A 22,451-nucleotide genomic window follows, 5' to 3' on the forward strand; every position below is an offset into this window, starting at 1 on the left:
GAAACGTCGTTTATAGAGTTGAAAAGCCGTCCAAGTATCGCTGATATGGCAGGGTTACTTAGCCTTGCGCTAAATCATTTCAGCAAGTGACAGGCATTATTATGACAATAACGAAACAGTCTTCTTCGGATGGAACCTCCCTTTCTCCGGCGCTGAAACCGCGCCACGTCACCATGCTTTCCATTGCCGGTGTTATCGGTGCCGGGCTCTTTGTGGGCTCAGGTCATGCCATTGCCGCGGCAGGGCCTGCCGTGCTGCTGGCCTATGCCCTGGCTGGAACCCTTGTGGTGCTGGTGATGCGAATGCTCGGTGAAATGGCCGTGGCCTCGCCAGATACCGGCTCCTTTTCATCCTATGCCCATCAGGCCATCGGACGCTGGGCCGGCTTTACCATTGGCTGGTTGTACTGGTGGTTCTGGGTATTGGTGATTCCGCTCGAAGCGGTGGCGGCTGCGGCCATCCTCAATGCCTGGTTTCCGGCAATTGCCACCTGGCAGTTCGCGCTGGCGATTACAGCCTTTCTGACGGTGACCAACCTCTTCAGCGTCGCCAAGTATGGTGAGTTTGAATTCTGGTTCGCGCTGCTCAAGGTACTCGCGATCATCGCATTCATCGTATTGGGTGCAGTGGCCATGGTCGGGGCACTGCCAGGGCGCGAAGTCAGCGGCCTGGGTACGCTGATGGCTACCCATGGCGGCTTCATGCCCAACGGCTTCAATGCCGTCATCGGGGCACTGCTGACCACCATGTTCAGCTTCATGGGCACCGAGATCGTAACCATTGCTGCGGCCGAGTCGAAAAACCCTTCCAAACAGATCGGCAAGGCGACCAACTCGGTCATCTGGCGTATCGGTCTGTTCTATATCGTCTCGATCTTCCTGGTCATCTCCATCGTGCCCTGGCAGGATCCGCAACTTCCGGTGGTAGGCTCCTACCAGCGTGCGCTGGAGTTTCTGTCTATTCCCCACGCCAAGTTGATCGTCGATCTGGTGGTGCTGGTCGCGGTGGCCAGCTGTCTGAACTCGGCGCTTTATACGGCATCGCGCATGCTGTTCTCCCTGAGCCGCCGGGGTGATGCACCGGCGGCCTTTGGTCGGACGGCTGCCGGCGGTGTGCCGCGTGCCGCCGTTCTGGCGAGCACTGCTGTGGGCTTTGCAACAACGATCGCCAACTTCACTATGCCGGAGGCCGTGTTCAGCTTCCTGTTGGCAACCTCTGGTGCAGTGGCCCTGCTGGTTTATCTGGTGATTGCCGTGTCGCAGCTGCGCATGCGTCGCAAGCTGAACGCAAGTGGTCAGCCCATCGAGTGCCGCATGTGGTTGTTCCCTTGGCTGACCTGGCTGGTGATCGGCTTCATCATCATGGCGCTGGGTATCATGCTAATGACAGAAGCGCACCGCATGGAAATCCTGGCCACCGGCCTGCTGGCCTTGGTTGTGGTTGCCATCGGTTCCTGGCTAGGCGCCAGGGATCGTAGCAACGCTACCCTGATGACGGCCTCGCAAAGCCGTTGATCCTCCAGGACCGGTAACGAGGGCTCGTTACCGGTCTTCCCTTCCTGGTTTCTTCATTAATAGCTGCTCCCTTTTTGTAACGCCGGCACGTCTGATCTACACCGTACGAGACTGCCTGCTCTGTTCAGTTGTTCTCGGCATAGTGGCAAGTCCTGTCAAAAAGAGCTACGCACCGTTTCAGGGCTTTTTTCTGAGACGAAGCGGCAAAAAGGTAGACATTTCTGCGGCGCTTGGGTAAAAAAGGATTATCTCTCGGCGCCAAACGCGCCATGCTGTTATAAAAACGCAGGTCTTGTTTCCATCGGTAACGTAAAAACGCCCAATTCTGGTGCGTTGCGTTACAGATTGACCCAGTTTGGAACATAACAGTTTCTATTTTTTCGCTTCTGCTCCTGCACAATTCTTCCTGACTGTTTATGGCGGTAACACTTCCGCGGCACGACAATGTGCGCATCTTAAATAGTTAGCTACCTGTCATAAGCAGGAAGGAAAGCATCATGGAACACACCCTACGTTCCAACTCATTCACCGCTTCAAACGCTTCTAAATCCAATACTTCGCTGGTGCTGCGCGTTCTGACAACGCTGTCGGTCTGGCATCGTCGTATCGTCAGCCGCAACGAGCTGGCCCGCCTGGATGCCCGTATGCTGGCCGACGCCGGTATCACTGAAGCCCAGCGTTACGAAGAACTGCACAAGCCGTTCTGGCGTTAAGTGTTACGGTTACGCACACCGTAACCGGCAAGACCTGTCGGGAGCCGTCATTGATAGCGGCTCCCATGACACCCCTCCCGCGTTTTTCTTCTCTTTCCTCTCTTTAACCGGCCCCTTGCCTTGCCGGATTTTCCTGTGCGTGCGTTTTTCAGCACCGTGCCCGGGCTTCTATTGAATTGCCGGAACCTTGCCTGAGGCTTAAAGTCAGTCGCCTATAACCAGAACAACCCCTGCGCAGCAGACCTTGATGGACGACTCGCGGGTAAATCGCCACGTCGACTGCTGGCATGCATATGGACTGTGAGGGAGGTTAATTGGCAATGCTTTTCTTTTCGCGGCGCGCTAGACCCCTGTTTCAGCGCACTTCCGCGTTGTTTCTGCTAGGGACGGCCCTGACCGGTATGGCAGGCTGCTCGGACGATTCACAACCGGCCCCCAATCCTCCTCATGTAAGAGTCCAGCGTGTAGCCCTGGAAGAGGTAGCGACTACCACCACCCTGACAGGCGATGTGCAGGCGCGTATCCAGACCACACTGTCATTTCGTATCAACGGCAAGATCAATGAGCGTCTGGTCGATGTGGGTGATCACGTCAAGCAGGGTCAGGTTCTTGCCCGTCTCGATCCGCAGGATCAGCGCAACAACGTAGCCGCCGCTGAAGCGCAGGTGTTTTCCCAGCAGTCCAGGGCGAACCTTGCCCGTGTGCAGTTCGAACGGCAAAAGGCGTTGATGCCCAAGGGCTACACCACCCAAAGCCAATATGACGAGGCCCTGGCTGCCCTGAAGGGTGCAGAAAGTGCCTTGAGTGCTGCGCGTGCTCAGCTGGACGATGCACGCAAGCAGCTCAGTTATGCCAATCTGGTATCGGCCGCCAGCGGCGTGATCACCGAGCGGCAGGCCGAGGTCGGGCAGGTCGTTCAGGCATCCATGCCGATCTTTACCCTGGCGCAGGAGGGCGACCGCGATGCCGTCTTCAATGTGCAGGAATCGTTACTTGCCCGCGATCCGGGCAACCAGCCTATCGAGGTCGCCCTGTTGAATGATCCGACGGTGCGCACTACCGGCCATGTGCGCGAGGTTTCGCCGGTCATTTCCCAGCAGAGCGGCACCGTGCGTGTGAAGGTGCTGCTCGACAAGGTCCCGCCGCAGATGGCGCTGGGGACAACCGTTACGGCGTCATTGGGTACGCCAGACAAGCAGCGCGTCGTGCTGCCCTGGACAGCGCTCAATGGCACCGTGGAAAAGCCCGCCGTGTGGGTACTGGACGCTGACAACCGCGCCCACCTCAAACCGGTGACAGTTGCCCGGTACATCACCGGACAGGTCATGATCGATGACGGATTGGCACCTGATGACCGCGTCGTGACGGCTGGTGGTCAGCTGCTTTATGACGGACTCAAGGTCGAAGTCGTCGAGGTCACGGATCATGCGCCCCCTGTTCAGCCTGCTGCCATCCACCCTGGTGATAACGCTAAGACTCAACAGGGAGCGTCGTCATGAGCAGGATACGTGTTCTTCTACTGGGCCTCGTGGCGCTGCTGGCCGCGTGCTCCGACAAGCAGGAGCCACCGCCTCCGGTCCGCCCGGTACTGTTCGTTGAGGCCAAACCCCAGCAGGCACGCGCGCTCGGTGCCTTTACCGGGAATATTCAGGCACGGTATGAATCAACCTTGAGCTTTCGCGTAGGCGGGCGCATTGCCCAACGCAAGGCTGATGTAGGCGATGTGGTGAAGAAAGGCACCTTGCTGGCTGCGCTGGACCCGACCGATCAGCAGAATGCTTACCGCAGCAGCGAAGGTGATCTGGCCCAGGCTCAGGCCCAGTGGATGGACGCCGAGGCCGATGCCAAGCGGCAGCAGGCCTTGTATGCCAAGGGTGTCGGGTCCAAGGCTCAGCTGGATCAGGTCATGGCCCAGTTGCATACGGCTCGCGCTGCGCGTGATCGTGCCCAGGCCGCCCGGGATCAGGCCCGCAACCAGCTCTCCTACAGTGAGCTGTATACCGATTTCGATGGTGTGATTACGGCCTGGCATGCCGAAACCGGGCAGGTGGTATCCCCTGGCCAACAGGTAGTCACCCTGGCGCGTCCCGAAGTTAAGGAGGCGGTTGTAGACCTGCCGGCAGGGCTGGCAGAGACACTGCCGGCTGACACGACGTTTACCATCACCTCGCAGTTGGAGCCTTCGGTCTCTACCACCGGCCGCATCCGTGAGCTGGCGCCTCAGGCCGACGCCATGACGCGAACCCGGAGGGTACGACTCACGCTGGCCGAACTGCCCCCAACGTTCCGCCTGGGCTCGCTGGTAACGGTAACGCTGACCAATGATGCGCCCCGTGAACTTACCGAGCTGCCGGCCAGTGCATTGCTCGAGCGGGATGGCAAGACGTGCGTCTGGATCGTCGACCCTGATACCAAAACCGTTTCACTGCGCGAGGTCCATGTGCTGACCCGAGATGAGCGGAGCATTACGGTCGATAACGGCCTGAACGCGGGCGAGCGGGTCGTGACGGCCGGCGTACACAGCCTCAAACCTGGACAAGACGTGAAAATGGATGTGGAACAGCGCTGATGAAATCCTTTAACCTTTCTGACTGGGCGCTGCGTCACCAGTCCTTTATCTGGTACATCATGTTTGTCGCGCTGTTGATGGGAACCTATTCCTACTTCAACCTTGGCCGCGAAGAGGACCCCTCGTTCACCATCAAGACCATGGTGATCCAGACCCAGTGGCCGGGCGCGACCACCCAGGAAACCCTGGAGCAGGTCACCGACCGGATCGAAAAGAAACTCGAAGAGCTGGATTCGCTGGATTACACCAAGAGCTTTACCCGGCCGGGCTTGAGCACGGTGTTTGTGTACCTGCGCGATACCACTAGCGACAAGGAAATCCCCAATATCTGGTATCAGGTCCGTAAGAAGATTTCCGATATACAGGGACAGTTTCCACAAGGCATTCAAGGGCCGGCCTTCAATGACGAGTTCGGCGATGTATTCGGCAGTATTTATGCCTTTACTGGCGACGGTATCTCGTACCGGCAGCTGCGCGATTACGTAGAGCGGGTGCGCCTGGACATCCGTGCAGTGCCGGACCTGGGCAAGGTTGAACTCATGGGCGCGCAGAACGAGGTCATCTACCTCGACTTCTCGACGCGCAAGCTGGCAGCACTAGGGCTCGATCAGCGGCAGATCATGCAGAGCCTGCAGGCACAGAATGCCGTGACGCCTTCCGGCGTAATCGAGGCCGGTCCAGAACGCGTTTCGGTACGTACCTCCGGTGAATTCAAGTCAGAGAAAGATCTGGAGGCTGTCAACCTTCGGATCAATGACCGCTTCTACCGTCTGGCTGATCTGGCCACCATCCACCGTGATTACGCCGATCCGCCTACATCCCTGTTCCGCTTTAACGGCGAGCCGGCCCTGGGCCTGGCAATTGCCATGCGCAAGGGCGGCAACGTGCAGACCTTTGGTGCGGCGCTGTCCGAACGGATGAAGGCGATTACCGGTGAGCTACCGGTCGGGGTGGGCGTGCATCAGGTGTCCAACCAAGCCGAGGTGGTAGAGAAGGCGTCCAGCAGCTTTACCCATGCGCTGTTCGAGGCGGTCATCATCGTGTTGGTGGTGAGCTTTATCAGCCTGGGTCTGCGTGCCGGGCTGGTGGTGGCCTGCTCAATCCCTCTCGTGCTCGCCATGGTGTTTCTGTTCATGGAATACAGCGGTATCACCATGCAGCGGATCTCCCTGGGTGCCTTGATCATTGCCTTGGGCCTTCTGGTGGATGACGCCATGATCACCGTCGAGATGATGGTGACCCGGCTGGAAGAGGGCGACTCGCTCCACAAGGCGGCCACCTACGCTTATGACCACACGGCCTTTCCGATGCTGACCGGCACGCTGGTCACCGTGGCGGGATTCGTGCCTATCGGCCTCAACAAGAGTACCGCCGGGCAATACACCTTTACGTTGTTTGCCGTGATTGCCGTGGCGCTGATCCTGTCGTGGATCGTGGCGGTGCTGTTCTCACCGGTGATGGGCGTACACCTGCTACCCAAGTCGCTCAAGCATAAAAAGGAAAAGGGGCCGGGACGACTGGCGCGCTGGTCCCAGAGCTCGCTGGTCTGGTCCATGCGGCACCGCTGGCTGACCATCATCATGACGGTGTTGCTCTTTGCGGCCGCGCTGTTCTGCATGCGTTTCGTGCAGAACCAGTTCTTCCCGTCCTCGGATCGGCCGGAAATTCTGGTGGACTTGAACCTGCCGCAGAACAGCTCCGTGCTGGAAACCCGTGCGCAAATGGATCGTTTCGAGGCATCCCTCAAGGGAGACCCAGACATTGCCCGCTGGAGTTCGTATGTAGGACAGGGCGCGGTGCGCTTCTACCTGCCGCTGGATCAGCAGCTCAATAACCCGTTTTATGGACAGGTCGTTATTGTCAGCAAGGACCTGGAAGCCCGTAATCGACTCATTCCCAAGCTCAAGGAGCGGCTCAAGAACGAATTCGTGGGGCTTGATGGGTATGTTCAGCCTCTGGAGATGGGGCCGCCAGTAGGACGGCCGATCCAGTATCGCGTCAGTGGTCCAAGCATTTCCGAGGTGCGTAAGCAGGCGCTGGCATTGGCCAGCGCCATCAGTACCAACCCGCATATCAGCGATATCCTTTTCGACTGGAACGAGCCGGGGCGGATGCTGAAAATCGATGTGAACCAGGACCGTGCCCGCCAGTTGGGGCTATCGTCCCAGGACGTGGCCCAAATCATGAACGGCGTGGTGAGTGGTACGCCCATTACCCAGGTGCGTGACAGCATCTACCTCGTCAACGTGGTAGGACGCTCTGAAGATGCCGAGCGCAGCTCTATCGAGACCGTGGAAAACCTGCAGATCGTGACGCCCTCGGGCACCTCGATTCCGCTCAAATCCTTTGCCACGGTGGGGTATGAGATGGAGCAGCCGCTAGTATGGCGGCGTAACCGCCAGCCAACCATTACGCTTAAGGCCACTATCGAGGGTTCTATCCAGGCGCCGGATCTGATCAAGGCTCTTCAGCCCAAGATTGATGAGTTCAAAGGTAACCTGCCACTCAACTATCAGGTCAACGTAGGCGGTACCGTAGAGGAAAGCGGCAAGGCGCAAAAGCCTATTGCAAGCGTAATCCCGCTCATGCTGTTCCTGATGGCCACGTTCCTGATGATCCAGCTCCAAAGCGTTCAGAAGATGTTCCTGGTTGCCAGTGTGGCGCCGCTGGGGCTGATCGGGGTCGTACTGGCGCTGGTGCCCACGGGAACGCCGCTGGGCTTCGTGGCCATTCTAGGGGTGCTGGCGTTGATTGGGATCATCATCCGCAACTCGGTCATCCTGGTAACCCAGATTGATGAGTTCGAGCAGGATGGGCGTCATCCCTGGGATGCGGTCATTGAGGCGACCAATCATCGACGTCGGCCGATTCTGCTGACAGCCGCTGCCGCTAGCCTAGGCATGATTCCCATCGCCCGGGAGGTCTTCTGGGGGCCGATGGCCTATGCGATGATCGGTGGCATTGTGGCAGCAACCCTGCTCACGCTGCTGTTCCTGCCAGCGTTATACGTGACCTGGTATCGCATCCGCGAACCAAGCAAAGCGCAATAAGGAAAGAAGGAAAAAACGGCAGCTGAACCGCCCCGGAGGGGTCGGGCGGTTCCAGCATGCCACAAGGAGCTATCTCCGGAGCTGCAGCAGGGTACGGGAGGGAGAAACCCAGTGCTAAAAGATTCTCGTCAGGGCTAACGAGAAGAGCACCGGCAGTACTGCAGCTCACATGGACAAGAATAAAAGCGTAACATCTGGAAATAAATAGGCTGCTAAGCGAAACAGCGTTACGGAGCAGGCAACAATAATGGATACGTTACAAGGCATGCGGATTTTTACCCGGGTGGTCGACGCGGGCAGTTTTACGGCCGCTGCGGCCTTGCTGGACTTATCGACGGCGCAGGTTTCCCGGGTGATTTCCGACCTGGAGACGCATCTACAAACACGGTTGTTACACCGTACCACCCGCCGGCTGGCGCTAACGGAGGCTGGGGAGCGCTATCTGGAGCGCTGCCGAGGCATTCTCGATTCGGTAGCCGAAGCCGAGGCTGAGGCCAGTGGTGCACACCTTAAGCCTTCCGGCCGGTTGCGCGTGCACTCCCTGACTGGCCTGGGAACCGAACACCTGGCGCCTCTGGCGGCGCTCTATGCCGAGCGCTATCCAGATGTCACGCTGGATTTCACCCTGTCCCAGAATCGTCCTGACCTGATCGAAGAAGGCTACGACATTGCGATTACCATGGATCGGCATCTGCCTGACTCCGAACTGGTCGCCCAACGGCTTGGTGAGGTCTATAGCGTCGTCTGTGCCTCGCCCGATTACTTGGCCAAATGGGGCACGCCCCATCACCCACGCGATCTGGACCAGCACACATGCCTGTTGCTTCAGGACCCGACATTTCCCGAGGAGTGGGTATTTACCAAGCCGGACGAAGAAACGTCGATCAAGCCTCGCTCGATCTATCAGGTAAATGTTGCGGATGCACTGGCCAATACGGCCAAGGCCGGACTCGGCCTGTGCCTGTTGCCCAGCTTTATTGCTGCACCGGCCTTGCGGGAAGGCGGACTCGTGCGGGTATTGCCCGAGTATCGCCTGCGTGAGCGCAGTGTCTATGCGCTGTATCCGTCCCGACGCTTCCTGGATGCCAAGATCAAGGCGTGGGTGGATATCCTCAAGGAAGAGCTACCCAGACGTTTCAGCAACGATGATGACATCGTAGCCATGCATTCCTACTGGGCCATCTGAGCCTGCCTCGCCTGGAATACTTGCGCAATTGGTAAATCTCTATGTACCCAGGCGATATTTTTCAATAATTGTTACGCGTTATCCTAGTGATGAACCCAATCCAAGGGTGTCAGGAGTTCATCATGTTACGTTTGTTTACTGCCTCGATTCTTGCTGTATCTGCTGTTGCTTTTACCCAGGTGAGCTTTGCCCGTGATTCCTACGAGCAGAACTACAAGCTCGTTAACCAGAACCATGCTGTCATGGAGCGCTTCCAGCAAGCGCAACAGACTCAGAAAGCCCAGCAAGACCAGCAGGTTTCCCAGCGTTAATCCCGTTTGGCCCAGGCGCCCGCCGCGCCAAACGTCGTCTTCAGGACCTGCTCGTTTTCGGAGCGTTTCCGCCACTGCCAGAAGTTTCCCCCCTTATGGACCATGCTCACGGTGTGAGGATGTGCATTTCCATTGCCTTCAGGCGTGACGCAACTGCTTGTCGATAGCGCAGGTTCTCAAGGAAAAACCATTCTGCTCCTTTGGTTTTTCATGTTTTAGCCGCATCCCTTGATGCGGCTTTTTTATATCTGCGGTATTTATTGCAGGACTGCTTCAACTGCATCCCTTGCCTACCGGAGAGTACATGTCCCATCAAGACCTCGTTTCCATTCCTGATCGTCTGGCCGCCTTGCGTCAGGTCATGCATGAAGAGGGCGTCGATGCCTGCCTGATTCCGTCCGCCGATCCGCACCTGTCGGAGTACCTGCCCGAGCGTTGGCAAGGGCGGTCATGGCTATCGGGTTTCACGGGCTCGGCCGGTACGCTGATCGTGGCAAAGGATTTTGCTGGCGTCTGGACGGACAGCCGCTACTGGGAACAGGCCCAGGCTGAGCTGGCAGGTTCGGGCGTGGAGCTGATGAAGCTGGTGGCCGGCGGCATGCAGGCCCACATCGACTGGATGGCCGAGCATGTACCGACGGGTGGCGCCGTGGCGGTGGATGGGGCTGTGCTGTCGCTGGGTGCCGCCGAGGCGCTGCGCAAGGCTTTTGCCGATAAGAACATTTCGCTACGCACCACTATCGACCTGATCGACCGTATCTGGCCCGAGCGGCCCGCATTGCCTGCGGCGCCGGTATACGCTCACGAGGCGCCATACGCACCGGTATCCCGCACTGAAAAGCTGGAGCAGGTACGCAAGGCGATGGCCGGGCAAGGGGCTGACTGGCATTTCATTTCCAGCCTGGATGATATTGCCTGGCTGTTCAACCTGCGTGGTGCCGATGTGTCCTATAACCCGGTCTTTCTGGCCCATGCGTTGATCGGGCCGGGTCAGGTGCAGCTGTTCGTGGGTGCCGGGAAAATTCCGGCGGCTCTTGAGCGCACCCTGAACGAAGCCGGTATCCAGCTGGCCGCCTATGGCGCGGCCCATGGTGCTCTGGCGGCGCTGCCTGCCGGGTCAAGTCTGCTGGTCGATCCGGCGCGCGTCACCTACGGCCTGGTGGAAGGCGTGCCCTCCAGCGTCAAGCGCATCGAAGCGATCAACCCTTCCACCCTGTTCAAGTCCCGCAAGACGGCAGCCGAAGCACAGCATGTGCGTGAGGCCATGGAGCAGGATGGCGCGGCCTTGTGCGAATTCTTCGCCCAGTTCGAGGCGGCACTTGAGGCTGGAGAGCGGGTGACCGAGCTGACGGTGGATGAATGGCTGACCGCTGCCCGTGCACGCCGCCCCAATTTTGTCTCCCTGAGTTTCTCTACTATTGCAGGCTATAACGCAGGGGGGGCGCTGCCCCATTACCATGCAACAGAAGAGGCACATTCTGTTATCGAGGGCGACGGCCTCCTGCTGATCGACTCCGGCGGTCAGTACCTGGGAGGCACGACGGATATCACCCGCGTTGTGCCCATTGGCACGCCTAACGACGAGCAGAAGCGTGACTTCACCCGTGTACTCAAGGGCATGATCGCATTGTCCAGAGCACGTTTTCCGGCAGGCATCGCGTCACAGATGCTCGATGCGATTGCCCGTGCGCCCATCTGGGAAGCGGGCATCGATTACGGTCATGGAACCGGGCATGGGGTAGGATACTTCCTGAACGTACACGAGGGGCCGCAATCCATCACGTTCTATGGTCAACCATCCCCCAACAGTGCCATGCGGGAAGGTATGATCACGTCCAACGAACCCGGTATCTACCGGCCCGGGCAATGGGGCGTGCGGATCGAGAACCTGCTGCTCAACGTGGCCGAGCCTGAAACCGAGTTCGGCCAGTTCATGCGTTTCGAAACCTTGACGCTGTGCCCGATCGATACCCGCTGTATCGACCGTACGCTCATGCGTGAAGATGAGATCGCCTGGCTGAACGCCTACCACACCGAGGTGCGTGAGCGTGTCCGTCCGCTGGTCAGCGGTGCGGCGCGCGATTGGTTGGACACTCGAACCCGGCCGCTATAAGCGTCCGTTTATTTACCGCCATGGAAGTCGGCCACAAGCGGGCTTCCTCGGGTGGTTCTCAAGGAATACCCATGAACGACCATAGTCAGCAATTCGCCAGCGACAACTATTCAGGGATCTGCCCGGAAGCTTGGGCGGCCATGGCCGAAGCCAATCACGGGCACGATACCGCCTATGGTAATGATGCCTGGACGGCCCGCGCCGCAGATCATTTCCGCGAATTGTTCGAAACCGATTGCGAAGTCTTCTTTGCTTTCAACGGTACTGCTGCAAACTCCCTGGCCCTGGCGGCCCTATGCCAGTCCTATCACAGCGTAATCTGCGCCGAGACGGCCCACGTGGAGACGGACGAATGCGGTGCCCCGGAGTTCTTTTCCAACGGCTCCAAACTCCTGTTGGCCCCCACTACCCAAGGCAAGCTGACGCCTGATGCCATTCGCCAGATTGCCACCAAGCGCAAGGATATTCATTTTCCCAAGCCCCGAGCGGTCAGCATTACCCAGGTCACAGAAGTAGGCACGCTGTATAGCCTCGACGAGCTGAATGCAGTAGCCGATACCTGCCGCGACCTCGGCTTGCGTCTGCATATGGACGGCTCGCGCTTTTCCAACGCGGTGGCAAGCCTTGGCTGCACACCGGCCGAGGTGACGTGGAAGGCCGGCGTTGACGTACTCTGCTTTGGTGGCACCAAGAACGGCATGGCGGTAGGTGAGGCGATCCTGTTCTTCAACCGTGAGCTGGCCGAAGACTTTGAGTACCGCTGCAAGCAGGCCGGTCAGCTGGCGTCGAAGATGCGTTTTCTCTCCGCGCCATGGGTCGGCATCCTCGAAAACAATGCCTGGCTGCGTTATGCCGAACACGCCAACCACTGCGCCCAGCTCCTGGCTGATCTGGTGAAAGACGTGCCCGGGCTGAGCCTGATGTTTCCGGTGCAGGCCAACTCGGTGTTCCTGCAGCTTTCCGAGCCGGCACTGGAGCGGTTGCGTGCTCGTGGTTGGCGCTTCTATACCTTTATCGGTAGCGGTGGTGCCCGTTTCATGTGTTCCTGGGACACTCAGGAGTCCCGCGTACGTGAGCTGGCTCGGGATATCCGCGACGCCATGCAGTCCTGATCGGGCCTGCGCTCTTGAAAACGCCGTACAGCGATCCTGTACGGCGTTTTTGTTAGTGCGCGATATCTTCCAGCGCCAGGTTGCGAGTCTTGGGTCCGAAGCCGCCAATGGTAATCATCACGATCAGCATGCTGGTCACGATAAACGTGATCACGCCCGGCGTACCGAAGTGCTGGAGAAAGAGACCGATCAGTACACTGCTGAAGACTGTGGAAAGGCGACTGAAGGAATAGCAGAACCCGACAGCTCGGGCACGAATGGGCGTGGGAAACAGCTCGCTCTGGTAGGAGTGGAAGCTAAAGGTCAGCCAGGCGTTGCACAGGGTAATCATCACCCCACATGCGATCAGACCAGTGGCTGAGCTTTGAAACGCGAACAGGGTGCCGAACAGCATGGTGCCGATTGATGAACCCACGATCTGCCATTTGTTCTCGAAACGGTTGGCGATCTTTACGAACAACAAAGGTCCCAACGGGTAGGCCAGACTGATCACGAAGGCATAGGTCAGACTGTGGGTAACGCTGACGCCCTGGCCAGACAGCAAGGCTGGAAGCCAGTTGCCAAAACCGAAGAATCCAATAGCCTGGAAGATGTTGAAGACGATCAGCATGAGGGCGCGCCGGCGGTAGGGCGGCTGCCAGATTTCGGTAAAGCGCCCCTGGGTCTCGAACGTAACCGCTTCGACGTGCGGTTCGGGAAGCGGGGCCTTGATGTCCCTGGCACAGCGGGCTTCCAGGGTCGACAAAACCTGATCCGCCTCGTCCAGACGGCCACGTTGCGCGAGCCAGCGGGGCGACTCGGGCAAGCGTGAGCGCAGCCACCAGATAAACAAGGCGAATACTGCACTGGCCAGTACAACCCAGCGCCAGCCAGAAATTCCGAAGGGGTCCTGCGGCACCAGCCAGGCCGACATCAGGGCGACCGCGGGTACGGACAGGAACTGGACGAAAAAGGCAAAGGCGAAGGCTGACGTACGGATGCGCTTGGGCACCAGTTCGGATAGATAGGCGTCAATAGTGACCAGCTCGATTCCCAGCCCGATACCGACGAAGAACCGCATTACGATAATGCCTAGTGCTGTGCTTTGCAGACCCATGAGCACCGTAGCCGCGGTGTACCAGATAAGCGCAAAGGTAAAGATGCGCCGGCGGCCGAAGCGGTCTGCGATGGGACTCAGCAGACTTGCCCCTACGAACAGGCCCAGAAAGGTTGCCGAAGCGAACGCAGCCTGGTCGGCGATACCGAATACACCGGCGCTGCCAGTGGCAAACAGCCCGGCGCGTATCAAGCCAGGGCTGATATAGGCGGTCTGGAACAGGTCGTACAGTTCGAAGAAACCGCCGATGGAAAGCAGGGCGATTAGTCGCCAGAGCGTTGCCGTGGCGGGTAGCCGGTCGATACGTGCCGAAATTTCGGCGGCACGCCGGTTGGAGAAAGCGGACGCTTCGGTGTCGGCAACCGATGAACCTGTCGTGAGCGAAGAAGAGGACATGCGCGAACATCCACAAAAGGGCGATACGCTCATCCTAGGAGAGTAGTGCTGATGTTAGGTTGCTAAAGATAAGGTTGGAAAGGGTATTTGCGACACCTAATAATAGGTTTTCAGAATAAATTGGTGAATTCTGCTTTTACTGAGCATCTTGTTGGCAATAATAAAAAAGAGCAGAGCCCCTGGAGTCATTCCGAACCAGGGGCCTGTCTGTTACTTCAGATGCTTGCGCAATTCATCACCCGCCTGGGCGATGGCGCTCTGTACCGCAGGAACGTCGTGGAAGACGTTAAGCAAGCCGTAGTCATGGATAAGGCCGTTGTAGCGGACCTGCACCACATCCACCCCGGCTGCATTAAGCTTGCGGGCGTATGCCTCACCCTCATCGCGCAGCACATCGTACTCTGCGGTCTGTACCAGTGCGGGCGGCAAGCCCTTGAGCTGCTCAGTCGTGGCCTGCAGCGGCGAGGCATGAATTTCCTGGCGCTGCTTGGGATCGGTGGTGTAGTTATCCCAGAACCACTTCATCATGTTGCGGGTCAGGAAGTGCCCTTCGGCATAGGTGTCATACGAGCCGGTGTCGAAGTTGGCATCGGTGACAGGCCAGAGCAGCACTTGATAGCGGAGCTTGGGCGTGCCTTGCTCTTTCGCCATCAAGCTGACAACTGCCGCCATATTGCCGCCTACGCTGTTGCCTGCGACAGCCAGGCGAGAGCCATCTACGTTGATTTCTTTGCCATGCTCGGCGACCCAGCGGGTAGCGGCATAGGCCTGATTGATGGCTACCGGATAATGCGCCTCAGGCGAAGGCGTGTAATTCACGAAAACGGCCACCGCACCCGAGTTGACCACCAGATCCCGCACCAGACGCTGGTGAGTAGGGAAGTCACCCAGCACCCAGCCGCCACCGTGGAAGAACATGAACGCCGGCAGCGCCTTGGTGACACCGGCAGGTCGGACGATGGTCAGCGAAATCCTCTGCCCATCAGCGGTAATGGTCTTCTCGCTCACCTCTACGTTGGACAGATCGACCTTCACGCCTGATTGGGCACCCGTCAGGACAGCACGGGCATCCTTGGGCGAGAGTTGCTCGAGAGGCTTACCCCCGCTCTGGTTCAAGGTGTTCAGAAAACCTTGGGTGGTACGTTCAAGGCCGGCGTCATCTGCGGCCAGGGCATGACCAACGACCAGGGAAAGGGCAGAAACAGTGAACAGCTGAGCAAGCATTTTCATGATCCGGTTCTCCAGGGACGCCGCGCTGGGGCGTCCCGCGTCAGGCTTAGACGAGGGTCAGGCGTACATCCACGTTGCCGCGGGTGGCATTTGAGTATGGGCAGACCTGATGGGCCTTCTCGATGATGTCCTGGGCTTTGGCACGATCCAGGCCCGGCACGCTGACGCGCAGTTCGATGTCCAGGGCAAAGCCAGTAGGGATCGGACCGATACCGACTTCTGCCGTCACGCTGAGATCACTGGGCAGCGCCACTTTTTCCTTAGCCGCTACAAACTTCATGGCGCCGATAAAGCAGGCCGAGTAACCCGCTGCAAACAGCTGCTCAGGATTGGTTGCTTCGCCGCCTTGTCCGCCTAGCGCTTTTGGGGTAGCCAGTTTTACATCGAGAATACCGTCGGCGCTGATGGAACGACCGTCACGGCCACCGGTGCTGGTTGCGGAAGTCTTGTACAGAATGTTCATGTGCATCGTCCTCGGATTAATTTGATTATTGCGATAATCATTTGGTCTTTAAAAAACGACGTGGAAGTCGTTGCTCGTTACCGCGTTGTCTACAGGAATTAAGTTATTACGATATTGATTATCGCGCAAACTATTTATTTGCGAGTCCGACGAACGGTTATTCCATGGGTTGGAGGGCGCGTCAGTGCTGCGGCCGCTTAGGCATGCCTCTATTGATTCAGGCTGTCGCGTAGCTTGATCAGGCTGGACCGAAGCTGCCCCATGTCATCATTACCCAGGCCACAGGCCAGTTGTACTGAGCCGTTGATTTCTTCGGCTTTCTTACGCAAGGTCTTCCCGGCAGCCGTCAGCTCGATCGAGAGGTTGCGTTCGTCCTGAAGGCTGCGCTTGCGGGTGACATAGCCTTCCGCTTCGAGCCGCTTGAGTACCGGTGTCAGCGCGCCGGAGTCCTGATGCAGGCGTTTGGCCAACTCCTTGAGCGTGAGACCGTCGCTTTCCCAGAGCACCAGCATCATCAGGTATTGCGGATAGGTCAGGCCGACGGCTTCCAGGAGCGGCTTGTAGACCTTCGTCATGGCGAGGGAGGTGGAATACAGGGCAAAGCAGAGCTGCTGATCAAGTTTCAAACGGTCTTCGTCTTTCATAGGATGGAGGTCTCGCAGGACGGCCCGGCTAATAGAAAAGAGCCATCATTCTAGCGTAGACGCTTCGCCAGGCGGAGCAACAATAAATACAAGGAATTCTGGGGTTGGGTGCCCATGGGGAAGTGGCATCCGGTACGATACGGGCTTGCCCTTGGCTATACCTGTTCGAGACCCCGCCCACCCCATGCGAATCCACGTCAGTTTTATCGACCGTGTCGGCATTACCCAGGAAGTGCTGGCGCTTCTGGGGGCGCGCAACCTCAATCTTGATGCAGTCGAGATGGTGCCGCCCAATGTCTACATCGATGCGCCGACTCTAAGTGCCGAGGTACTGGAAGAGCTGCGTGGTGCCCTGCTCACGGTGCGTGGGGTACAGGCTGTCCGAGTGGTGGATATCCTGCCAGGGCAGCGCCGTACGTTGCACCTGGATGCCTTACTTGCCGCTATGGCCGACCCGGTTCTGGCCGTGGACCGCGAAGGTAGCATTCTGTTGGCCAACCCGGCCTTTGCCGCCATGGTGGACGACCCGTCGCCCCAGGGCGCGACGGTGGCTACGCTGTTCGATGATCCAGCTCTACAGCGGGAACTGCTGGAGCAGGCCTTTCGGATTCCCATGCGCGAGGTCACCTTGCGCGGGCAGGCACTCCTGCTGGATTCGACCCCAATCAGCGAGGCTGCCGAAGGCAACGCCCAGCGGCTAGCCGGTGGTCTGCTGACGCTTTACGCCCCCAGCCGGATAGGAGCCCGTCTTTCAGCGCTGCGCCATGACCCGGCCGAAGGCTTCGAATCGATCCTGGGCGACTCGGCACCGATACGTGCGCTCAAGGCCCGCGCCCAGCGAGTCGCGGCGCTGGATGCACCGCTGCTGATTCAGGGTGAGACAGGGACTGGTAAGGAGCTGGTAGCGCGGGCCTGTCATACGGTCAGCCCTCGTCGCAATGCGCCATTTCTGGCACTCAACTGTGCGGCTCTGCCGGAAAGCCTCGCGGAAAGCGAGCTGTTTGGCTATGCGCCGGGCGCGTTCACCGGTGCCCAGCGCGGCGGCAAGCCCGGTCTTCTCGAGCTGGCCGACAAGGGCACCGTGTTTCTCGACGAAATTGGGGAGATGTCCCCGTATCTTCAGGCCAAGTTACTGCGGTTTTTGTCCGACGGTACGTTTCGCCGGGTGGGCGGTGAGCGCGAACTGAAGGTCAATGTACGTATTTTGAGTGCCACGCACCGGGATCTGGAAAAGCGCGTTGCCGAAGGGACCTTTCGGGAGGATCTGTTCTACCGACTCAACGTCCTGAATCTCGACGTACCGCCGCTGCGTGAGCGTGGGCAGGATATTCTGGTGCTGGCCCGGCATTTCATGCAGCAGGCCTGCGCCCAGATCCAGCGGCCCCCTTGCCGACTGTCGCCGGGAACGTATCCGGCGCTTCTGAGCAATCGCTGGCCCGGCAATGTGCGGCAGCTTCAGAATGTCATTTTCCGGGCGGCGGCCATTAGCGAAAGCACCGTGGTGGATATTGGCGATCTGGATATTGCCGGTACGGAAGTCGCACGGCAGGTAGATGGCGAGGTAGACAGCTTGGATGAGGCAGTCTCAAGCTATGAGAAAGCCCTGCTCGAAAAACTCTACCCACATTACCCGTCCAGTCGTCAACTGGCGGCCCGTCTCAAGACCTCTCACACCGCCATTGCCCACCGGCTGCGCAAGTATGGCATTCCCGGCAAGAGCTGAGTGTTTTTCTACAAGGACACTGTTTGAAGACCTGGGCGAATTCGTCCGCGTCTTGCTGGTCTATGAGCCATAGACCGTTCGCGACGGACCTCCATGGAGGGGCTGTCATTAGTTTCTCAAGGATGAGCGGTGCTTATGCCCCCAAACACGACCCAGTTGTACATGACCAACGCTCACCAAGACCCCGAGCAGCCACCTGCTGCGCTACAGGATGCGCTTGAACGCTACGGCCTGTTAGCCCATCCACGTTTGCCCGAACTTGCCGATATTGCCCGGCGAGCCCAGGAGACCTATTCCGTTTCGCAAGCCGTCATCCACTTATGTGATGCAGAAGGGCTCTGGCTGGCCGCGGAGCAGGGCGGCTGTCCTACGGCCGAGGCCTATGCGCCCTGGGAAGAGGCATTAACGGCGACCGATATTCTGGAGTTCAGCGAGCCGAGGGGCGATCTGAGCTTTACTCCGCCATCGGCCCTGAATGCCAGTACCGGTTCGTCCTACTATGCAGGGGTTGCGCTGAAAACGGCTGCGGGTGTGCCTGTTGGTGTGCTCAGCCTCATGGACACAGTGCCACGCCGGCTGGATGCTACGCAGCGCCTGTTGCTTCAGGAACTGGCCCGTTCAACCGTGGCGCAACTGGAGATTCACGGCCTTACGGTCGAGCGAAACAGGGCCCGCCAGGCTGAAGAGCAGCAATATGCAGAACATGCGACTTCCCAACGCGAACAGATTCTCGACAGCGCGGTGGATTACGCCATTTTCTGCATGGACCTTGAGGGTCACATCACCACGTGGAACGAAGGTGCTCGTCGCACGCTTGGCTGGACAGAGGCGGAAGTGCTGGGCAAGCCTGCTGCGATCATCTTCACACCCGAAGACCGCGCTGCCAATATTCCTGAAAAAGAACGCGACACAGCCCTAGAACAGGGGCGCAGCATGGACGAGCGCTGGCATGTGCTCAAAAGCGGACAGCGCTTCTGGGCAAGTGGCGAACTCATGCCACTTAGGAATACATCCGGTCAGGTCGACGGATTCATCAAGATTCTCCGTGACCGTACCGAGCAGCGTCTGGCCGCACAGGAGCTTCGCGCCAGCCGCGACAGTTATCGCCTGCTGCTGGATTCGATTTCTGAAGGATTCTATTCAATCGACCAGCACGGCGTGGTTACCCTGTGCAACGTTGCTTTCGTCAGGCTGTTCGGCGCCGAAAGTGAAAAAGATATTGTCGGATGGCGCCTGGAGGAGCTGATTGATCCGGCTCATGAGGCGGCACGCCGGGCGATGGCGGACTATCCTATTTATCGCACGGCCCGCGAGGGGACTGCTGAATACGTGGCGGACGGTGCCTTCTACCGGCGTGACGGTATTTGTATTCCTGTAGAGTATCGGGCCCAGGCCATTTTCCAGAATGGCAAGCCGCAGGGCGCCATCTGCACGATCGTGGATAACAGCGAGCAGGTCCGTGCCTATGAGGGTTGGCGCCGGGCAATGATGATCGTTGAGCAGTCGGATGACTTCATTGGCATCGCTGCGCCGGACGGTCAGGCCTATTTTGTCAACGAAGCCGGACGCCGGCTGGTTGGGCTGGCCAGTGAAGAGGCGGTCAGGCAGAGCCATGTGCTGGATTATTTCCTGCCTGAGGATCGTGCCTTTGCCGAGTCGACCATTCTTCCGACCGTTTTGAACGAGGGCAAGTGGGTAGGCGAATTTCGGTTCCGCCATCATCACACCGGAGCGGCTATCCCGGTCCACTATTCCGTCTTCTCGATACGGGACGAACAAGACGAGGTCATGGGGATTGCTGCCATTGCGCGCGATCTGTCCGAACAGCGGCGGACCTTACGGCGGCTGGAAGTCAGCGAGACGCGACTAAGGCAAATGACAGACCTGTCACCTGCCATCGTCTGGTTCGGCAATCCTGATGGCTCGCTCAGCTACCTGAACAGTTACTGGTACGACTACACCGGCCAGACACCAGAAGAAGCGCTGCCGATGGGCTGGGCGCAAGTCATTCATCCTGATGACACCCAGCGGCTCCTGGATGTCTGGCTCGATGCCCGCAGCCGAGGCGTGTTCTATCAGCTTGAAGCACGGCTACGGCGCAAGGACGGAGCCTATCGCTGGTTCGATATCCGTGCGGAGGTCTTGCGTGATGAGGCCGGAAACGTCACCGGCTGGATGGGCAATAACAGTGACATCCATGACCGCAAGGAGGCCGAGGAAGCGTCCCGGCGTCTGACGGAGACCCTGGAGCAGCGGGTGGCCGAGCGTACCGCAGACCTTGACCGCATGTGGCGCCTGACTACCGATGTGATGCTGGTCGCGCGCTTTGACGGCGTCGTGATGGCCGCCAACCCGGCCTGGAAGCACCTGTTGGGCTGGCAGGAAGATGAACTGCTGGGCAAGGTACTGCTGGATTTCGTTCACCCCGACGATGTGGAAAGCACCCTGGCTGAAGTGGGCAAACTTTCCCTAGGACATACCACACTGCGGTTCGAGAACCGCTATCGGCACAAGGATGGTAGCTACCGGTGGCTTTCGTGGACCGCAGTGCCCGATGCGCGCTACATCCATGCGGTTGGCCGTGATATCGAGTCGGAAAAAGTGGCAGCAGCCGAGCTGGCCCAGGCGCAGGAGCAACTCCGCCAGAGCCAGAAAATGGAAGCGGTTGGCCAGCTCACAGGCGGTATTGCCCATGACTTCAACAACCTGTTGACCGGGATCATCGGCTCGCTCGACCTGATCCGCATGCGAATTCAGCAGGGCAAATTGGCGGATCTTGACCGCTTCGCCAGCACGGCCATGTCCTCGGCCAGTCGAGCGGCCGCTCTGACGCACCGGCTACTGGCCTTTTCCCGCCGGCAGCCGTTGGTGCCCAAAGTTGTCAATGCCAATGACCTGATCACCGGTATGGATGATCTATTGCACCGCACCATGGGTGAATCGGTGCAGCTGGAAATCGTCAAGACGGGGGCGCTCTGGCTGACGCTGTGTGATCCTCATCAGCTGGAAAACGCCATCCTCAATCTGGCCATCAATGCCCGCGCTGCCATGCCGGACGGAGGCAGGCTGACCATCGAAACCAGCAACACTCATCTGGACGAGGCCTATGCGTCTCGTGATCGGGACATCAAGCCTGGCCAGTACATCTGCATCAGCGTGACCGACACTGGAACCGGGATGACTCCAGATGTTATCGCCAAGGCGTTCGACCCGTTCTTTACGACCAAGCCGCTGGGCGAGGGGACCGGGCTTGGGCTGTCGATGATCTATGGCTTTGCCCGGCAATCGGAAGGTGCAGCCAAGATCTACTCGGAGGTTGGTCGGGGTACGACCATCAAGCTGTACCTGCCGCGCTACTACGGTGAGCGCAGGGAAGAACCTCAGGTCCGGCAGCCGGTATCGTTGAGTCGGCAGTCCGAGGCCAGCGAAGTCGTGCTGGTGGTCGAAGACGAGCATGCTGTCCGCAGCCTAGTGGTAGAGGTCTTGAGTGAGTTGGGTTACTGGGTGCTGGAGGCTGTCGACGGCCCTTCCGGTCTGGAGATACTCAAGTCCGATCTGCGCATCGACCTGCTGGTAACCGACGTTGGTCTACCGGGCATCAATGGGCGGCAGATGGCTGATGCGGCCCGAGTCACGCGGCCAGACCTCAAGGTCCTGTTCATGACCGGATATGCGGAAAATGCGGTGATTGCCAATGGTTTCCTGGAGCCAAACATGGCCATGATCACCAAGCCTTTCCCGATCGAGATGCTGGCAGCCCGCGTGCAGGACATGGTCCACCGTAGCAAGGGGGAGTGACCAGCGGAGCGGCTGGCGGATAGAGAGCATGGATGAACGGGCGCGAAGTTGCGAAAATGCGCGCCCCCGGCAGGTGCCTTAGCCTGCCGGCTCATTCGTGACAAGGAGTGTCCCATGCTTGCCAGCGTGCTTGACTACCTCAGTGGTCTGCCGGCGTTCGCCATTTATTTCATTCTCTCGCTCGCGCTTCTGGGCGCGTTTGCTTTCACTTTCAGCTGGCTTACTCCACACCGTGAGTGGCAGCTGATTCGCAACAACGTGCCAGCGGCGGCCCTGGCGTTCGGTGGTACGTTGCTGGGGTTTGTCCTGCCGTTGGCCAGCGCGATGCGGGTCTCGGTCAGTGCGCTGGACTACCTACTCTGGGCCCTGATCGCAGCAGTCGCTCAGCTGGTTACATTCGTCGTGCTGCGCCTTCTCGTGCCGGGGCTGCCCCAACGGCTCAGCAATAACGAAATGGCCAGCGGTATTCTCGTGGCGACGATGTCTGTATCGATTGGCGTGCTTAATGCCGCCGCCATCAGCGGGTGAGGGCA

The 22,451-nt window shown here is 58.9% G+C and carries 16 protein-coding genes; 12 read left to right on the top strand and 4 right to left on the bottom strand.

Annotated elements, in window-relative coordinates; genetic code table 11:
* Window positions 1–101 precede the first annotated feature (101 nt).
* The 9 genes from gabP (at window position 102) to HMPREF1487_RS10710 (ending at window position 12,568) form a co-directional block, all read left to right on the top strand.
* On the top strand, window positions 102–1,514 hold the full coding sequence (gabP, locus tag HMPREF1487_RS10670; RefSeq protein ID WP_010796658.1) for a GABA permease: 1,413 nt from the start codon (window positions 102–104) through the stop codon (window positions 1,512–1,514).
* Window positions 1,515–2,011: 497 nt separating this feature from the next.
* A complete protein-coding gene (locus HMPREF1487_RS10675; RefSeq protein ID WP_010796659.1) occupies window positions 2,012–2,227 on the top strand; it encodes a DUF1127 domain-containing protein in 216 nt (71 codons plus the stop codon).
* 401 nt (window positions 2,228–2,628) lie between these two features.
* Window positions 2,629–3,726 carry an efflux RND transporter periplasmic adaptor subunit gene (locus tag HMPREF1487_RS10680; protein WP_371106378.1) on the top strand — a complete coding sequence of 366 codons (1,098 nt, stop codon included), beginning with the start codon at window positions 2,629–2,631 and terminating at the stop codon, window positions 3,724–3,726.
* On the top strand, window positions 3,723–4,796 hold the full coding sequence (locus HMPREF1487_RS10685; RefSeq protein WP_010796661.1) for an efflux RND transporter periplasmic adaptor subunit: 1,074 nt from the start codon (window positions 3,723–3,725) through the stop codon (window positions 4,794–4,796). The genes HMPREF1487_RS10680 and HMPREF1487_RS10685 overlap by 4 nt, the downstream gene beginning before the upstream one ends.
* A complete protein-coding gene (locus HMPREF1487_RS10690) occupies window positions 4,793–7,846 on the top strand; it encodes an efflux RND transporter permease subunit (protein ID WP_112297945.1) in 3,054 nt (1,017 codons plus the stop codon). Before HMPREF1487_RS10685 ends, HMPREF1487_RS10690 begins: the two co-directional genes overlap by 4 nt.
* 247 nt (window positions 7,847–8,093) lie before the next feature.
* Window positions 8,094–9,032, top strand: coding sequence for a LysR family transcriptional regulator (locus HMPREF1487_RS10695; protein ID WP_010796663.1), 939 nt, complete (start codon window positions 8,094–8,096; stop codon window positions 9,030–9,032).
* Window positions 9,033–9,154: 122 nt separating this feature from the next.
* On the top strand, window positions 9,155–9,343 hold the full coding sequence (locus HMPREF1487_RS10700) for a hypothetical protein (RefSeq protein ID WP_010796664.1): 189 nt from the start codon (window positions 9,155–9,157) through the stop codon (window positions 9,341–9,343).
* Between the two features lie 304 nt (window positions 9,344–9,647).
* Window positions 9,648–11,456 carry an aminopeptidase P family protein gene (locus HMPREF1487_RS10705; protein WP_010796665.1) on the top strand — a complete coding sequence of 603 codons (1,809 nt, stop codon included), beginning with the start codon at window positions 9,648–9,650 and terminating at the stop codon, window positions 11,454–11,456.
* A gap of 71 nt (window positions 11,457–11,527) precedes the next feature.
* A complete protein-coding gene (locus tag HMPREF1487_RS10710; protein ID WP_010796666.1) occupies window positions 11,528–12,568 on the top strand; it encodes a threonine aldolase family protein in 1,041 nt (346 codons plus the stop codon).
* 52 nt (window positions 12,569–12,620) lie between these two features.
* Here HMPREF1487_RS10710 and HMPREF1487_RS10715 read toward each other — a convergent pair whose 3' ends face one another.
* The 4 genes from HMPREF1487_RS10715 to HMPREF1487_RS10730 form a co-directional block, all read right to left on the bottom strand.
* The gene (locus HMPREF1487_RS10715) at window positions 12,621–14,060 is read right to left on the bottom strand and encodes an MFS transporter (protein WP_010796667.1); all 1,440 of its coding nucleotides are present in this window, start codon (window positions 14,058–14,060) and stop codon (window positions 12,621–12,623) included.
* A gap of 210 nt (window positions 14,061–14,270) precedes the next feature.
* Window positions 14,271–15,290 (bottom strand): alpha/beta hydrolase, encoded by a 1,020-nt coding sequence (locus HMPREF1487_RS10720; RefSeq protein WP_010796668.1) that lies wholly within the window; start codon window positions 15,288–15,290, stop codon window positions 14,271–14,273.
* Window positions 15,291–15,336: 46 nt separating this feature from the next.
* Window positions 15,337–15,753 carry an organic hydroperoxide resistance protein gene (locus tag HMPREF1487_RS10725; RefSeq protein ID WP_010796669.1) on the bottom strand — a complete coding sequence of 139 codons (417 nt, stop codon included), beginning with the start codon at window positions 15,751–15,753 and terminating at the stop codon, window positions 15,337–15,339.
* Window positions 15,754–15,962: 209 nt separating this feature from the next.
* Window positions 15,963–16,397 (bottom strand): MarR family winged helix-turn-helix transcriptional regulator, encoded by a 435-nt coding sequence (locus HMPREF1487_RS10730; protein ID WP_010796670.1) that lies wholly within the window; start codon window positions 16,395–16,397, stop codon window positions 15,963–15,965.
* A gap of 184 nt (window positions 16,398–16,581) precedes the next feature.
* Here HMPREF1487_RS10730 and HMPREF1487_RS10735 point away from each other — a divergent pair, with 184 nt between their 5' ends.
* The 3 genes from HMPREF1487_RS10735 (at window position 16,582) to HMPREF1487_RS10745 (ending at window position 22,446) form a co-directional block, all read left to right on the top strand.
* Window positions 16,582–18,120, top strand: coding sequence for a sigma-54-dependent transcriptional regulator (locus tag HMPREF1487_RS10735; RefSeq protein ID WP_010796671.1), 1,539 nt, complete (start codon window positions 16,582–16,584; stop codon window positions 18,118–18,120).
* A gap of 135 nt (window positions 18,121–18,255) precedes the next feature.
* Window positions 18,256–21,918, top strand: coding sequence for a hybrid sensor histidine kinase/response regulator (locus HMPREF1487_RS10740; protein ID WP_010796672.1), 3,663 nt, complete (start codon window positions 18,256–18,258; stop codon window positions 21,916–21,918).
* Between the two features lie 114 nt (window positions 21,919–22,032).
* A complete protein-coding gene (locus HMPREF1487_RS10745; protein WP_010796673.1) occupies window positions 22,033–22,446 on the top strand; it encodes a DUF350 domain-containing protein in 414 nt (137 codons plus the stop codon).
* Window positions 22,447–22,451 lie beyond the last annotated feature (5 nt).

This window comes from Pseudomonas sp. HPB0071, assembly GCF_000478505.2.
Taxonomy (GTDB): Bacteria; Pseudomonadota; Gammaproteobacteria; order Pseudomonadales; family Pseudomonadaceae; genus Chryseomonas; species Chryseomonas luteola.